We start from the raw sequence: 15,029 nt of genomic DNA, 5'->3' as shown, positions 1-15,029 counted from the left end.
GGGCATATCAAGGCGCTCTGTCGTACACCATAGCGAGCTATGGTTAGGCAGAGCTCAGGTTATTTATAATCCATAAAAAATCGCCCTTATTGATAATCACAATAAGGGCGATTTTGTTTACTGATGGCCGATTTTTAGACCAAGGCTAGGTCAATAGAGATTATTAACATAATTGCCATTAGCATCGCAGCTAAATCCATCTCTGGCATGGCCAGTATTGAGCGGCCACGGCGTGGTGCCATCGATAGCTAAAGCTTTCGAGGACGCAAGACCCATTTCGGTCCAGACATCTTTATCGAAATAGTAATATTCCAATGGAGCACTGGCATAACCTAGCGCAGTTACTTGCTGCTTAGCCACATCGGAAATCACTATGCCCCACGCATCAAAATAAGCGTTCATGTTTTGCTTAAACAACATAGAACTGATGATCAGCAGATAATCATTGCTACTGATAGTATCGGCCGCACCTATGCTATAAAGGCTCAAACCCAGCTTATCTAGCGCCGCTTTATCGCCATCTTCAAGCGCCTGACTCAGTAAGCGTTCATGCTTATAAATTAAGGTGATAATATCCCAGCCGCTAAAGCCTAACTGAGTTTGCTCTCTATCGGCCTTCATCACTAACTGGCCATAGAAATTGAGGCGTTCTGCCGCATTAGTGTAGGTCCCCGTTGGCTCCCACAATACGGCTTGCATGGTATCAAGTACACTAGTGCCACGCTGGGCACATTGCAGCATCAAGAAGGAGTTACGGGCGCGGATCATATTGATGCCCACATCTTCGGCTCCTGGCTTGCCTTGATAATATTGCCATGCTTTGTAGCGCTCAAACAGCAAGTTAGAAGTCTCGCCAGTGGTTCTTGTGCCACTACGATTAAGAATGTGCATTCTGCTGCGCTGCAATCCATGACCGAGTTCATGACTCTCTAGTCGGCCGATTGGATCAAGTCCGGTAACATCGAACGGATTACCCGAACAGGCGGCACCACAACGAGGATTGTAATCGACATTAATTCGCTGCAATTTGGGCTTACGATGGATCTCTTCATCACTACAGTCCCACCCCATCGACTGGCAAGTAGCAGTGACTCCGGCAGTTTGCACTAACCCCGAGGCACTATCGACAAAACCCGCCAGTTCATAGGCTCCCTTAATGAGATAACGCCAGATATCTTGCATGTACAGCTGCACATCACCTCTATAGCTAGCATTGGTAATGGTGTCTTCGATCCTGTCTTTCGGCGCATTGATTTCGACGAAATCACTCTTAATGCCTAACCATTTAATCGGGCTGCTGGCTAAGCTATCGACAAAATTATCTATCTGTTGTTGGTCATTAAAATCATCTAAGAAGGTATAGGGATACACACCTTCAATGGCCACCGAAATATCCCCAGAGCCCATAGGCTGCTCAATTAACAAGCTGCCGCCATAAGGGGTGGATAACACCACCTCTTCTCCAACAGGCAATAAAAATGACGGTGACTGCAGATAAATGGGACGTTGGTAATCACTTACACCCTGATTACTGACATGATACTCATGAGTGTTACCTCGAGCCTGAGCATTGATAAGCGCATAAACTTCACCACTGTTACTGTCGGTGCGTTTCAGGGTAATGCTACTGCCCGGCAGTAGGTAGTAGCCAGTAAGCCGAGTAAGCTCGTTATCGCTATTTAACTGACTCACATAGTTAGTATCGAGCACTTTATCTGACAATTGATCGACAATGCTCTGCGAGCTCACCTTACTTAAAGCATCATGCTGATAGCTAAAATCACCTAAATCAGGCTGCATCGGCGTCACTTGACGACGATAGAAGTTAAGATGATCTGCTAGATAGGCTCTGGCAAAAACTTGTAAATCGGCGTGAGGGTCGACGGGATATTGGATCTCTTGTCGTAACAAATCCCCCAACAGCACTTGCAGCTTAACCATATCCAAATCTGGTTGGCTAAACAGTTCACCACTAGTGACATCTACGGCATCTAAACTGACTTTCCACCAATCACTTAATCTGAGTAACTCTTGTGTTAATCGTTCAGATTGTGGGCACTTATAATCACCACACACAGACAAGTCGACTTGGGTAAAACTGCCATCGCGTAAATGCTCAAGCAGTGCAATTTCAGCTTGAAATGCACCACTTTCACTCAGCGGAGTCGACGCCATTGTCAAAGCATCCCAGTAATTGCCAGCCTGATAAGGAAAAGCAATGCCAAATATTGGCGCTAATGCAATAGTGAAATCGGTTCTGTGTTCGTAATTGTTTTGCTCCATATAAACACTGCTACCGGAGGCTAACTGAGCTTGAACGGCCGCGGCAATATCATCAAAGCTCATCAGCCTTTCGATATCATTATCGGGAGACTTACCGACAAACAGTAAATCGGCGGTCTCGATGCAAGTTTTAAACTCATCGAGATTGCTAAACTCAGTTCCCAAACGACAGCGAGCAATGTTGGCTTGAGGAAACTTATCTTTAAACCAAGCTCGGGCATATCCGCCATTATCTTCAAAAGCAAAAACAAGGGTCGGCGCATCATTATTTTCGGGGAGTAGAGATTGCATCAGATGAGTCATCGGCGTATCAAAAGGCTGATAATCAATCTCATCCTTACCGGGGAAAGTACCGCTAATACTCTTTTGCTGCCAAATTTTTTGTATTAAGCCAGTCGCAAAATAAGCATATTGCCCCTGTTCTAATGTGCCGTAAACGGCAAAGGCAGGACCAGGCATAAGATCAGGCGAAGCCTTTGAATACAACAGAGGAACGGTTCTAGATGAAGTTATCGCCACCAATTGACTGCGATGATAGGGATCATAACTGATAGGTTGAGTCGCATCGGCAAACATCTTCGACATCACCTGTTGCTGAACTTCCTGTCCTTGTTGATAGCGAGACAACAAGACTTTAATCACGTCATTGGCTCTAAGGCTAGTGTCTAGCTTGCCGGTTTTTAGCGCATCTTCCACCAATGCTTGACGATTAACCGTACCGCCACTGGCACTTTCGCCAATCACGACCTCTTCAACACTGGTTTCTTCGCTATCACCTCCTTGGCAAGCCGACAGCAACACGCTAAAAATCAAAACACTCGATAATCGAATCAATAACGTCATAGGCATCCTTATCTGTTTTAATATTGAAGGTTATTGCTCCATATAGGTTTAACCCATGCCACTAAAATGGATTTAAACTGTAGCCTTGTTGCGCCAAAATCGCATGAGCCGTCATCGCTGAAAGCGCCATCTTCACGCCAGGTAATAAATCGCTATTTTGAATATCAAAATAGGCCGCAGTTTGACCACAGACATACAGCTGAACCCCCTGCTCAGTTAACGCTTTAACCAAGGGAAGATTGCCGTTTACCGCACCTTTATTAATCTCTACATACTTTGGATTGTTCACCAAATCCGTAGCCGCCTTGCCGTGCACAACCAAAGCGACTTCAATATCTTCTCGCTTAACTCCTGCTGCCACATGCATATTAATAAAGCGCGCCAGGCTGTCCAGATGGCGATTAACTTCACCGGGCTTAGCCGCATTGCTAGTATCAAACACCACTTTAAATTTCATCTGCTTAGGGATAGGCAGCTGATTATCTACCTTAGCAATATGACCAAACGCTTTAAATACTGGACCGGGTTGAAATGCCTCTGGCCCCGCAACCGCTGTGGTCGATAACAAAGCAAAACCGCATCCCAAGATCAAAAGCGGCTTAGCAGCGGCAAGTTTCATGGACTTCAACAAGGGTAAAGAAGTTCGCAATAACATGGTAAATTCCTACATTATGATAATTAACATTGACATAAGCTGAACAAAAACAGGAACAATACCATCAAGCATTGCAGATACTCCTCCGTCCAATCCCATAAAATAAACTCAATTCAGCCAAGATTTGCCCTGTGACAAGCCGTAGCATTTTAGCTAACATCCAGATTACTTAACTCTGTTACAAATTGGTATCCCCAACTCATTTTGTAGAGATTGACCAACAGAAATTCATTTTATTAATTGCAAAGGAAACCTATGTCAAAGTCCCTCCGCAGGCATTACGATGCACTTTGTCAGCATTTTCAAACCATCTCTCATTTCGAGCATTTTAGTATTCTGGGAGATTGGGATCAGGCGACCATGATGCCAAAAGGCGGCAGTGAACCCCGTAGTGATGCCATGGCGACTCTGGCAAAACATATCCACCAGCTTAAAACTCAGCCCGATCTGGCCGAGCATTTAGCCGCCGCGGCCCAGGCCCCACTCTCGGCTATCGAGCAGGCAAATGTGCGTGAAATGAATTACCAATACCATCAAGCCAATGTCGTTCCGGCACAGTTAGTCGAAGCACAAACCAAAACAGGTTATCGCTGTGAAAACGCCTGGCGCGAACAACGAAAAAACAACGATTGGCAAGGCTTTAAACCGAATTTAGAAGCGGTTATTGCCCTCACCCGAGAAGAAGCCCAAATTCGAAGTGAAGCGCTGGGCGTTTCGCCTTACGATGCCTTGCTGGATAAGTTTGAACCGGGAATGACCAGCGAAAAACTAGAATCCACTTTCGGACAATTAAAAACTTGGCTGCCACAATTAATTACGCAAGTGGTCGACAAGCAAGCCAGTGAAGCTAAAGTCACGATCCAAGGGCCTTTTCCCATTGAAGGACAACAAGCACTAAGTCGAGAACTGATGCAACTGCTGGGATTTGATTTTGACTCTGGCCGCCTCGACTGCAGTAGCCACCCTTTTAGCAGCGGTGTTCCCGGCGATCTTCGTATCACTACCCGCTATGATGAACAGGACTTTACCAGCGCCGTCATGGGCACTATCCACGAAACGGGCCACGCCTGTTACGAACAGGGTTTACCCAAAACTTGGCGTGGACAGCCTGTGGGATTAGCTAGGTCGATGGGGATCCACGAAAGCCAGAGCTTGTTCTTTGAGATGCAACTAGGTCGTGGGCAGGGATTTCTCAAGCAGTTGTTACCGCGATTAAACCAGCAACTCAACACCCATTATACTCAAGCACAACTGGCTAATATTTACAGCCGAGTCAACCCGGGGAAAATCCGTGTCGATGCTGACGAAGTCACCTACCCTTGCCATATTTTGCTGCGCTTCGAGGCCGAAAAAGCCCTGATTGATGGCTCGCTAGCGGTTGCCGACTTACCCGATTTTTGGTCTAGCCAAATGCAATCTTTATTGGGTATCAACACCGATGGCGATTATCAAAATGGTTGCATGCAAGATATTCACTGGACCTTAGGCGAGCTAGGTTACTTCCCCAGTTATACGCTGGGCGCCATGTATGCAGCGCAGTTCAAGGCTAAGATGGAAAGCCAAATAGGCGATATAGACAGCTTAGTGGCCGACAATCAGCTGACTAAAATTATTCAATGGTTAGAGGACAACATCTGGTCGCAAGGCTCTATATTGACCACTGATGAACTGGTGATCCAGGCTACCGGCGAGGCACTCAATCCGATTCATTTTCAGCAACATTTAAGCGGCAGATATCTATAATCAACCCATTCACGCCTTAGATTGTTATAGCAAGCTAAGGCAATGACTCGATTTTTTACAGCATGGTAGTCGATAACTAAATGATTATTCGTCATATTCAACCTAATGATTGGCCGGCAATCTTATCTATTCAGCAGGAATGTTATCCAGAGATCGCCCATGAAACTCAGGCCGCATTAGAAAGTAAGGTTAAGGTCTCCGCCGATTCCTGTTACGTGGTCGAAGTGAATGCACAAGTAGTGGGCTACTGTTTGGCACATCCTTGGGTCATTAACCAGCCTCCCAGCCTTGAGCAGCAGATAGATGCTATGAATTCTCCCGATACCCTTTATCTACATGATATCGCCTTGTCGGCTAAGGCGCGTGGACTTAAAGCTGGAGAGAAAATATTTAATTTGCTGAAACAAAAGACAAAACAATTCAATTTTGACTCAATATCGCTAGTGGCAGTAGAAGGAGCTGACACTTATTGGCAACGTTTAGGTTTTAAATCGCGTATAATCGACAAATCCCTCGACAACTATCCAGCTGACGCCTGCTACATGGTGTATCAGCTAGGACAATAGCCCGAGGCTAAACCCAATTAGATTAAGAGATAAATATGGCCCGTAGAGTCGGTTATACCTTTAAAAAGCAATATAAAGAGATCAACTTTGTTTACGATAAATATAACGATATGTATGAAGCTGTCGCCGCCGCCGAAGGTGTCGATCTGACGCGTTATCATGCGATGGAAGCCCAGGTCGCCATGACCTCAAAAGGCTCACAAGCCGTTAAAGATTATCGACTAAAAGAATTCGAGCGTTTTGGATTCAGCAATATTCACTTCATTCGAGATGAAATCGAGTAATCACACAATCAAGATTGCTCTCGATTCGCTCAAACAAACCACTCTATGTAGGAACCAAGATGTCCAATAGTGAACACGCCAACTTTCCCAGAGCCGGATTTATTCGTCGTCTCGGCGCCATCGTTTATGATCTGTTACTCGCAGTGGCTGTCTATATGGTCGCAGGTGCCATCGGCTTCGGAATTTTTACCGCACTCACAGCCTCAGGCCTAGTTGCGATGCAAGATTATCAGCATATTTCAGATTTAATTAACGGCGTGCCGTTTTACAAAGGGCTTTATCAGCTGTGGATCGCCATCTGCGTTGGTCTGTTTTATGTGCTGTTTTGGAGCTACGGCGGCCAGACTTTAGGTATGAGAGCCTGGCGTTTGAAGATCCAACATCCCAATGGACAGAGCCTCAGCATGATCACCGCAACGGCTCGTTTAGTCTGGTCACTGCTGGGCATAGGTAATCTGTGGATTTTAATCAATGGCGATAAACTTGCCCTACAAGATATGATGACTCGCTCAGAAGTCGTGGTTCTGTCAAAAGAAGCCAACCAATTGCGCAATTGGCGTGGCGTCTAAGCCACATTTTATTCGCTCAATAAAAAGCCCCTTATGTCAGCATAAGGGGCTTTTTTGTCAGATGAAAAGATAAATCGCTTACGAATATATCACTTACGAATATAGTACACCGCAATCGTGCTGAATATCATGGGCGGCAACATAGCGCCCACATAAGCAGGAATGCCATAGACCAAGGTCATAGGACCGAAAATCTCATTACAAATATAGAAACTAAAACCGGCGACGACCCCAAGTAACACTCTTCCACCCATGGTCACAGTACGCAGCGGACCAAAGACAAACGACAGTGCTACTAACATCATCACCGCCACAGTGATCGGCTGCATCACCTTGCGCCACAAGGCCAGCTCGTATCGACCAGAGTCTTGATTGTTAATTTTGAGATACTCGAGGTAATCCACCAAGCCTTCAATAGACAGAGACTCAGGCTTCACCGACACCACATTTAATTTATCCGGAGTCAGTGTCGACTCCCAACGATAAAGGGTCAGATCCGTCATACTCACTTTGTCATCACTAATATGTGTTTGCCGAACATCTAACAGCCGCCAATGGTCCTTGGAATACAGGCCACGTTTAGCCTCAATGGTACTGATAAGACGCAGCTGATCATCAAACTCATATAGGGTAACGTTACGTAGCTTATCGATATCTTCCACTTCGCCAATATTAACGAAAAGGTCACCATCTTTAGCCCAAATACCTCGGCTTGACTGGATCAGACTACCGCCTGATAACTTCACCGCTTTTAGCTCTTTAGCATGACGCTCGGCAATCGGCGCGCCCCACTCACCCAGCGCCATCACCATGATCATTAACGGCACCGCCGTTTTCATCGCCGATAGCGTAATTTGAAAGCGTGATAACCCAGAAGATTGCATCACCACTAACTCGGAATTAGAAGCTAGCATCCCCATGCCAATCAGTGCTCCTAACAATACCGCCATGGGGAAAAACATCTCCACATCACGAGGCACCAAGAACAACACGTACAAGCCAGCATCGAGCATGCTATAGGTACCACGCCCCACTAATCGCAGCTGATCGACCCACTTAATAATGCCTGATAGCCCAGTTAAAATAAGCAGGCACAGCGCCGAAGTGCTTAATAATACTCGTGCAATATAAAAGTCTAAGATTCTCATGTAGCCGCCTTCTTACGTTTTAGCAGCCCTTTGAGCCTCACCCCAGTCGGTCGTTCCTTACCCAACAATAATACCCCTAGAATAAATGCCGACAGATGGATCCACCACATGCCCAAATAGGCGGGAACCACCTCATCTTCGAGGGCTTTTCGCCCCGCGATCATCAAACCAAAATAGCCAAGATAGAGCAAAATAGCCGGGAACATCTTAGCAAACTTACCTTGGCGCACATTCACACGCGACATAGGAACTGCAATCATGGTCATAAACAGGATCGCGATCGGAATCGCTAAACGCCAATGAAACTCTGCCACCGCGCCAGGGCCTTCTGTTGCTAACAATTGATCGATTGGCAGCGCCGACAACTTACGTCGGCGTTGGTCGACCTCTTGCTCTTTAATTTGCATCTCGTAGCCACCAAAGTCAGCCACCTGATAATCGAGACTCTTAGCCGTACTCTGATACTGAATACCATCATTGAGTTTTAATCTTTGAGCCCCGCTGCTGTCTTCGACAACACTACCACCTTGAGCGACAACGATATTGACTTGCCCTAAGGCATCGGTGGGTTCGGGTAATTGAGCAACAAACACTTTATCTAAACGATTGTCACGGCCGATACGCTCGACAAACAATACCGCACGACCATTGGGGCTAGTTTGAAAGCGTCCTTGAGTTAATGCGGCTAAGCCCGCTTCTGATTGGGCTTTCTCTAACACACGGTTTTGCGTCTCTTCGGCCCAAGGGGTAACGTAAATCGACAGAAAACCGGTAAACAGCATGTTGAATACCGCAAGCAGTAAAGTGACTCGAGTAATATACCATTCGCTGATCCCCACGCCATGGAAGACCACCATCTCGCTTTCGGCATACATACGCCCATGGGCGACCAAAATACCTAAGAATAGGCTCAGAGGTACCACTAATACGGCAAGGTAAGGTAAATTTAACCCCAACAGGGTCATCACCAGAGAAGCTGGAAACTCACCATCTGACGCGTCAGCGAGCACCCGCACAAAATGTTGGCTGATAAAAATAGCTAATAATACTAAAAGCACCGCCATTTGCGCTTTTAAAACTTCTCGAATCAAGTATCTAAATACAATCACAGGCAGGATCCAGTCCCTAAACTTATATTTATGCTGGTATCAGCCCACTTTTCATGTAGACTGTCTACTTTTGGTAGTTTTGTGACCAACCATTAACCTAATAAATGGCAAAAAAACACCGGAAAAATCAACTTTGATGTACCAATTTTAGGTCCAATTTGGACACAAGCAGACATTATCTAATAAATAATAAAATTTGTCTTTAAATAATCTAGGAGAGCTCATGGAGTTTAGCGTTAAGAGCGGCAGCCCGGAAAAACAACGTTCGGCCTGTATTGTCGTTGGTGTCTATGAACCTAGACGCCTCTCTGGTATTGCTGAGCAACTGGATAAAATCAGTGAAGGCTACATAAGCAACCTGCTTCGCCGTGGCGATTTAGAAGGTAAACCTGGCCAGATGCTATTACTGCATCATGTTCCTAATGTGCTCAGCGAGCGAGTTCTACTGGTTGGCTGTGGTAAAGAGCGCGAGCTAGACGAGCGTCAGTACAAGCAAATCATCAAGAAAACCATCAACACCTTAAATGACACAGGCTCTATGGAAGCGGTATGTTTCCTAACCGAACTGCATGTGAAGGGGCGTGACACCTACTGGAAAGTACGTGAAGCAGTTGAAACCACACAAAACAGCCTATATAGCTTCGACGCATTAAAAACCCGCAAAGGCGAGACTCGTCGACCACTTCGCAAGTTAGTGTTTAATGTATCGACTCGTCGTGATCTAACTGTAGGTGAGCGCGCAATCGAGCACGGTATGGCAATCTCTTCTGGTACGCACCTATGTCGTGACGTTGCCAACATGCCACCTAACATCTGTAACCCAGCTTATTTGGCTTCACAAGCGCGCCAAATTGCCGAACATCATGACACTCTTACCGTCACCACTGTTGGCGAAGAGCAGATGGCTAAACTGGGCATGAACTCTTACCTTGCCGTTGGCCGTGGTAGCCATAACGAATCAGTTATGACGGTTATGGAATACAAAGGCGCAGTAGACAGCACTGAAAAACCTATCGTTCTGGTGGGTAAAGGTCTGACATTCGACTCCGGCGGGATCTCACTCAAACCTGGCGAAGCTATGGATGAGATGAAATATGACATGGGCGGTGCCGCTGGTGTAATTGGTGCAATGAAAGCCCTATGTGAGCTTAAGTTGCCAATCAATGTGGTCGGTATTCTTGCAGGCTGCGAAAACATGCCATCGAGTAATGCTTATCGTCCTGGTGACATCTTAACCACTATGTCGGGTCAAACCGTTGAAGTGCTTAATACCGATGCCGAAGGGCGTTTGGTATTGTGTGATGTGCTGACCTATGTTGAGCGTTTCGACCCAGAATTGGTTGTCGATACCGCGACCTTAACTGGTGCCTGTGTGATTGCCCTAGGTAAACACGCTTCAGGTCTGTTCTCGTCACACAACCCATTAGCACACGAGCTATTAAACGCTGGTGAGCAAAGTGGTGACCGCGCATGGCGCATGCCATTATGGGATGAGTATCAAGAACACTTGGAAAGCCCATTTGCTGACATGACCAACTTAGGCGGCCGTCCAGCAGGTGCGATTACTGCGGCTTGCTTCTTGTCTCGCTTTGCTAAGAAGTACAACTGGGCACATCTCGATGTTGCTGGTACAGCTTGGAACAGCGGTGCTAATAAAGGCTCAACAGGTCGTCCTGTGCCACTATTGACTCAATTTTTGATCAATCGTGCAGGGGTTGAACAAGGCGAATAATCTCGCTTTGTCACTCAAGCTCAAATCAAAGGTGGCATCTACGGATGTCACCTTTTTTATTTACTCCATACACTAAACTAACATCATGCTGCAGAACTGCGATAACCGCAGCGATTTCAACCTAATTTATTGGCATCATTAGGTGTATCTTGCTAGGGTGTACACAAATTTATTTGTCTGCTGACAGATGCGCCTAATCGAAAAAGGAACTCCAATGTCACGACTCTTTGTTGCTCTTATCACCCTGCTGCTGATAAGTGTTCATCTGAACGTTGCTGCCGCAACTCCAACCAATAACGCCGACATAGGCGATGTTCAAACACCGCAGCAAACCAAGCCACAAGCTCACTCTGAACTCAATATCCTCGACAGACCACTGATCGAGCGTTACATACTGGATGAACTCAAGTCTCTGCGCATGGATCAGCAAGATTTAGAGCGTCGTCTCACCATAGAGATCACCGACCGTGAGCTGGCTGTTGCCGACAAATCGCTCAACTATGCCAATGTCACCGTGACTTATTTCTTCTACATCATCGCCGGTGTGGCATCCTTGATCGCCTTTATCGGCTGGCAATCACTGCGAGAGATTAAAACCAACACCGCAAAGCTGGCCGCCGAACAGCTACAGAGCATCACCGAACATTACGAAGAAAAGTTTAAGGAGCTGGAACACGACCTTAAACGTAAGAGCCGTATCATCACCAAGAACAACCGTGAGATCGAAATCATCAACGAGATCCACACCTTATGGCTACATGCTCAAAGCGCACAAACCCCTGAGCAGAAGATTGCCGTCTACAACGAGATCTTAAACATCCGTCCTGGCGATTTAGAAGCCATGACCTACAAGGCCGATGCGGCCATGGAAATGCGCGAGTTCAACTGGGCGCTCAGCCTGTGTAATCGCGTCTTAGAAGTTGATAACAATAATGCCCAAGCCCTCTACCAACGTGCCTGTGCTTATTCCTGTTTAGGTCAGGTTGACCAAGCCCTATTCGATTTAGAGCAAGCCATTGAAAACAGTGTCTCCTTAAAAGAAGTGGCTACCAACGAGGCTGACTTCGCCAACCTCAGAGAAAACCCCAAGTTTGATATTTTGATTTCGACAACAGAAATCTAGTTTAAGAAAGCCTTCGAATGAAGGCTTTTTTGTTATTTGCTGAGTAGCGTTTGGCTGAGTTCTTTTTGGAAAGTGTGTTTGAAAGTGTGCCTTCATGGCAATCTATCACCTGCGGTGAGCGAATGTGCAAACACGCTTTTGGCACACCGCAAGCACGTCCATGTGGGCTCTGCGAAATCATCTGACCTACAAGGAAGTTGGGAATGCCGAAAGATGTCAGGAACATTTTCGGCCATGATTTCGAAGGCCAGAACCGCGTTTACACAGGGTTATTTAATCTCTTCGATTTGACTTCTTCTGGTGCAAGTTGCTAGTTCAAAAGCTAACTTGGTTTTGCCCCAAAATGGGTTGGCCTTGGAATGAAGGTATGGCATTTTTGTTATTTGCTGTGTAGCGGTTGGCTGAGTTCTTTTTGGAAAGTGTGTTTGAAGGTCTACCTTGATGGCAATCTATCACCTGCGGTGAGCGAATGTGCAAACACGCTTTTGGCACGGTGAGTGAAGCGTAGCTTCGAGCTCACGAACGAGAGGCAGGGATTGCCGAACTGGCTTTTAGATAGGGATATCGTTGTGAGTCGTCCATGTGGGCTCTGCGAAATCATCCATGATTTCGAAGGCCAAAACCGCGTTTGCACAGGGTTATTAACTCTCTTCGATTTTACTTCATCTGATGTGAGTCGCTAATTCAAAAGCTAACTTGGTTTTGCCTCAAAGTTTGTTAACGTAATTACTCTAAGGATGGCTTTGAGCGAGTAACGGACACTTACCCTTTAGCTAATCTTGGAAGTGCTTTTCTAATGCCTGCAAGAAAGTTGCTCCACCCAATACGTTCTTTCCAAAGCTTGCCATCGACTATTACTCTGTAGCAGTCAATACGATTGGTTTTATATAACTCTAACGTGTGCGTAGTTGGCACTCCATTGTCGTAATCTGTAATTTCAATCACTCTTCGAAGCTCAGGAATACATTGCACAGATACATCACCTTGTTCGTATTGTTCTGAAGCAGAATTTACTTTACTGTATGATTTACGATAATTTTTTTGAGTCTTACTAGTGTGTCTATACATGCTNTCTTCGAAGCTCAGGAATACATTGCACAGATACATCACCTTGTTCGTATTGTTCTGAAGCAGAATTTACTTTACTGTATGATTTACGATAATTTTTTTGAGTCTTACTAGTGTGTCTATACATGCTTGGCCTCCTACCTTACAAGGTAGTGTACCTTGCAAGGTCGCGCTAATAAGCTGTTAGCTGCTAAGGAATATTTTGGAGTCTCCAATCGAAATTATAATAGGGATTGTTCTTGGTGCCGTTGGTGGTTTTTTGGCTACGTACTTAAAAAAGAAAGCACAAAATCGTGCACTATTAGAAGATATAAAGCGACTCGAAGAAGAAAAAAGAGCTGTTGAAAAGAAATTCGTAGTAGAAATAGAGCAAGTAAAAAAAGAACACAATTTAGAAATTGAACACCGAAAATATCAATACGAATATAAAAGAAAAGTATATTCTGATTTTTGTAATGACCTAGATAAATACCAGAGCCAAGGGCAAGTCATCTTTAAAGAAAGAATGATGCCAATGATGACTAGGTTATTTTCTTCAATAGAGAATGGCGATGGTTCTGCTGAAACACTTGAATTTTCATTCGCTGAATATTTTTCAGAAATGCTTTTGTTATGTAACGACTTGAATCTAGCTTTTGTAGAAGTTAAAAATCAAACTAATAAATTACGATTGATAACTTCTGACGAAGCTGAAAACTTGTTAAATGAATTACTTGTCAATCTAGAGCAAACTAAAAATTTATCTAATGAGTTTATGCAATATCTTGCAACCCCCGCGGGGATGCAAGATAAAGAGAATCAAGCTAATTTGACAACAGTTCTAACTGATCTTGGGCAACAAAACGAAGTTATAAGAACAAGTTTAATTAAACAAATGAAAACTGAACTTCAGAGTATATAGCAGCTAACAAGCTGTTTAAGCGGGACTTCTAATAGTTGGCTCAGTTCCACTTCGCTTCACATTTTAGCCAACTATTATAAGCCCCTTAACAGGGCGTTAGCCCATAGAAATATTAATCTGAAACTCTCATCTATAGAGCTAAAGTTCTAACTCACAAATGTCCAGGAATGAGTTAACTTGTGATTGCCCAAGTGGTCCCCACAAGGCTAAATCGAAGAGATAGATAACTCGGTGTAGGTGCGGCTGTGACCTTCCGTGACAAGGATGTCACGGCAGAGCCTACAGGGATTGTACTTGCGGCGTGTCACAGAAGTACCTGCACGAAAGGCCTGCGGCAAGCAATTCAAAACAATGCGGCATTGGCCTCCAGCAATCAAAATTTAATCCCAAAAGGCCTTGGCCTACAAAACCCCAATATTCCCCAATTTGTTATTCAACAAATTCCCTCCCCTCTGGTTTAACACCCACGTTTTAGTGTAAAATCTCCTGTTCCGTCAACCTTCAAGCCAGATGCAGCGAGATAGAACCAGATAATGCCTAACGCCCTGTTTTACCTGATGCAAACAGCTGATACTCATACTGCGCCAACGGCGGATGCCAGCCAAGATGCGGTCTACTATTTGGCTTGTCAGATCGCTCAGCAAGCATTTACGGGTCACCAACTGGTCTATATTCATTGCCAAGATCAGCAACAGGCTTATGCGATTGATGAAATTTTATGGCAATTTGAGCCGACGGCATTCGTGCCCCATAACCTTAAAGGTGAAGGGCCAATCGGAGGGGCGCCTGTAGAAATAGGCTTTGATAAGCTCGGCCCCAACAAAAATAGACAGCTACTGATCAATCTTGCAGACCAAGCGCCGCAATTTGCGGTAAACTTTGGCCAGATTATCGACTTCGTTGCTAACGATGCGGCTAAAAAAGCGATCGCTCGTGATCGTTATCGCCAATATCGGGATTTAGGGATCGCACTGACGACCCAGAATGCGTAACACAACCAATTAA

Annotated in this window: 13 protein-coding genes; 8 read left to right on the top strand and 5 right to left on the bottom strand. The window is 45.3% G+C overall.

From position 1 onward, the window contains the following. Positions 1-150: 150 nt before the first annotated feature. Together L1D21_RS02650 and L1D21_RS02645 are read right to left on the bottom strand one after the other, a co-directional pair. A complete protein-coding gene (locus tag L1D21_RS02650; RefSeq protein ID WP_239843678.1) occupies positions 151-3,126 on the bottom strand; it encodes an ImpA family metalloprotease in 2,976 nt (991 codons plus the stop codon). 61 nt (positions 3,127-3,187) lie between these two features. Beyond that, the gene (locus L1D21_RS02645) at positions 3,188-3,745 is read right to left on the bottom strand and encodes a DsrE family protein (protein ID WP_239844173.1); all 558 of its coding nucleotides are present in this window, start codon (positions 3,743-3,745) and stop codon (positions 3,188-3,190) included. Positions 3,746-4,036: 291 nt separating this feature from the next. On the opposite strand from L1D21_RS02645, the gene L1D21_RS02640 reads away from it, so the two are divergent. From L1D21_RS02640 to L1D21_RS02625, 4 genes are all read left to right on the top strand, one after another. Then, positions 4,037-5,524 (top strand): carboxypeptidase M32, encoded by a 1,488-nt coding sequence (locus L1D21_RS02640; RefSeq protein WP_239843677.1) that lies wholly within the window; start codon positions 4,037-4,039, stop codon positions 5,522-5,524. Between the two features lie 80 nt (positions 5,525-5,604). Next, positions 5,605-6,090, top strand: coding sequence for a GNAT family N-acetyltransferase (locus tag L1D21_RS02635; RefSeq protein ID WP_239843676.1), 486 nt, complete (start codon positions 5,605-5,607; stop codon positions 6,088-6,090). A gap of 35 nt (positions 6,091-6,125) precedes the next feature. Beyond that, the gene (locus tag L1D21_RS02630; RefSeq protein WP_239843675.1) at positions 6,126-6,374 is read left to right on the top strand and encodes a DUF2960 domain-containing protein; all 249 of its coding nucleotides are present in this window, start codon (positions 6,126-6,128) and stop codon (positions 6,372-6,374) included. Between the two features lie 59 nt (positions 6,375-6,433). Next, on the top strand, positions 6,434-6,943 hold the full coding sequence (locus L1D21_RS02625) for an RDD family protein (protein WP_239843674.1): 510 nt from the start codon (positions 6,434-6,436) through the stop codon (positions 6,941-6,943). Between the two features lie 89 nt (positions 6,944-7,032). Here the strand turns inward: L1D21_RS02625 and lptG are convergent, their stop codons facing one another. Together lptG and lptF are read right to left on the bottom strand one after the other, a co-directional pair. Continuing rightward, positions 7,033-8,091 carry an LPS export ABC transporter permease LptG gene (gene lptG, locus L1D21_RS02620; RefSeq protein WP_239843673.1) on the bottom strand — a complete coding sequence of 353 codons (1,059 nt, stop codon included), beginning with the start codon at positions 8,089-8,091 and terminating at the stop codon, positions 7,033-7,035. Beyond that, positions 8,088-9,200 carry an LPS export ABC transporter permease LptF gene (lptF, locus tag L1D21_RS02615; RefSeq protein ID WP_239843672.1) on the bottom strand — a complete coding sequence of 371 codons (1,113 nt, stop codon included), beginning with the start codon at positions 9,198-9,200 and terminating at the stop codon, positions 8,088-8,090. The genes lptG and lptF overlap by 4 nt, the downstream gene beginning before the upstream one ends. A 223-nt stretch (positions 9,201-9,423) precedes the next feature. Here lptF and pepA point away from each other — a divergent pair, with 223 nt between their 5' ends. Together pepA and L1D21_RS02605 are read left to right on the top strand one after the other, a co-directional pair. Continuing rightward, a complete protein-coding gene (gene pepA / locus L1D21_RS02610) occupies positions 9,424-10,932 on the top strand; it encodes a leucyl aminopeptidase (protein ID WP_239843671.1) in 1,509 nt (502 codons plus the stop codon). A gap of 214 nt (positions 10,933-11,146) precedes the next feature. Continuing rightward, entirely contained in the window at positions 11,147-12,055 is a 909-nt protein-coding gene (locus L1D21_RS02605; protein WP_239843670.1) for a tetratricopeptide repeat protein, read from the top strand. A 762-nt stretch (positions 12,056-12,817) separates the two neighbouring features. Here L1D21_RS02605 and L1D21_RS02600 read toward each other — a convergent pair. Then, positions 12,818-13,123, bottom strand: a complete 306-nt coding sequence (locus tag L1D21_RS02600; RefSeq protein ID WP_239843669.1) for a hypothetical protein — start codon at positions 13,121-13,123, stop codon at positions 12,818-12,820. A gap of 202 nt (positions 13,124-13,325) precedes the next feature. Here L1D21_RS02600 and L1D21_RS02595 point away from each other — a divergent pair, with 202 nt between their 5' ends. Both L1D21_RS02595 and L1D21_RS02590 read left to right on the top strand, forming a co-directional pair. Then, entirely contained in the window at positions 13,326-14,024 is a 699-nt protein-coding gene (locus L1D21_RS02595; protein ID WP_239843668.1) for a LapA family protein, read from the top strand. A gap of 533 nt (positions 14,025-14,557) precedes the next feature. After that, entirely contained in the window at positions 14,558-15,016 is a 459-nt protein-coding gene (locus L1D21_RS02590; RefSeq protein ID WP_239843667.1) for a DNA polymerase III subunit chi, read from the top strand. Positions 15,017-15,029: the final 13 nt, after the last annotated feature.

The organism is Shewanella sp. Isolate11 (genome assembly GCF_022398315.1).
In the GTDB taxonomy this organism is placed as follows: Bacteria; Pseudomonadota; Gammaproteobacteria; order Enterobacterales; family Shewanellaceae; genus Shewanella.
This window is presented reverse-complemented; position numbering and strand designations above follow the sequence as displayed.

What these genes read in the sequence shown, in the direction of transcription:
- L1D21_RS02650 (WP_239843678.1), bottom strand. Translation starts at nt 3,126, where the DNA reads ATGACGTTATTGATTCGATTATCGAGTGTTTTGATTTTTAGCGTGTTG.
- L1D21_RS02645 (WP_239844173.1), bottom strand. Translation starts at nt 3,745, where the DNA reads ATGAAACTTGCCGCTGCTAAGCCGCTTTTGATCTTGGGATGCGGTTTT.
- L1D21_RS02640 (WP_239843677.1), top strand. Translation starts at nt 4,037, where the DNA reads ATGTCAAAGTCCCTCCGCAGGCATTACGATGCACTTTGTCAGCATTTT.
- L1D21_RS02635 (WP_239843676.1), top strand. Translation starts at nt 5,605, where the DNA reads ATGATTATTCGTCATATTCAACCTAATGATTGGCCGGCAATCTTATCT.
- L1D21_RS02630 (WP_239843675.1), top strand. Translation starts at nt 6,126, where the DNA reads ATGGCCCGTAGAGTCGGTTATACCTTTAAAAAGCAATATAAAGAGATC.
- L1D21_RS02625 (WP_239843674.1), top strand. Translation starts at nt 6,434, where the DNA reads ATGTCCAATAGTGAACACGCCAACTTTCCCAGAGCCGGATTTATTCGT.
- lptG (WP_239843673.1), bottom strand. Translation starts at nt 8,091, where the DNA reads ATGAGAATCTTAGACTTTTATATTGCACGAGTATTATTAAGCACTTCG.
- pepA (WP_239843671.1), top strand. Translation starts at nt 9,424, where the DNA reads ATGGAGTTTAGCGTTAAGAGCGGCAGCCCGGAAAAACAACGTTCGGCC.
- L1D21_RS02605 (WP_239843670.1), top strand. Translation starts at nt 11,147, where the DNA reads ATGTCACGACTCTTTGTTGCTCTTATCACCCTGCTGCTGATAAGTGTT.
- L1D21_RS02600 (WP_239843669.1), bottom strand. Translation starts at nt 13,123, where the DNA reads ATGTATAGACACACTAGTAAGACTCAAAAAAATTATCGTAAATCATAC.
- L1D21_RS02590 (WP_239843667.1), top strand. Translation starts at nt 14,558, where the DNA reads ATGCCTAACGCCCTGTTTTACCTGATGCAAACAGCTGATACTCATACT.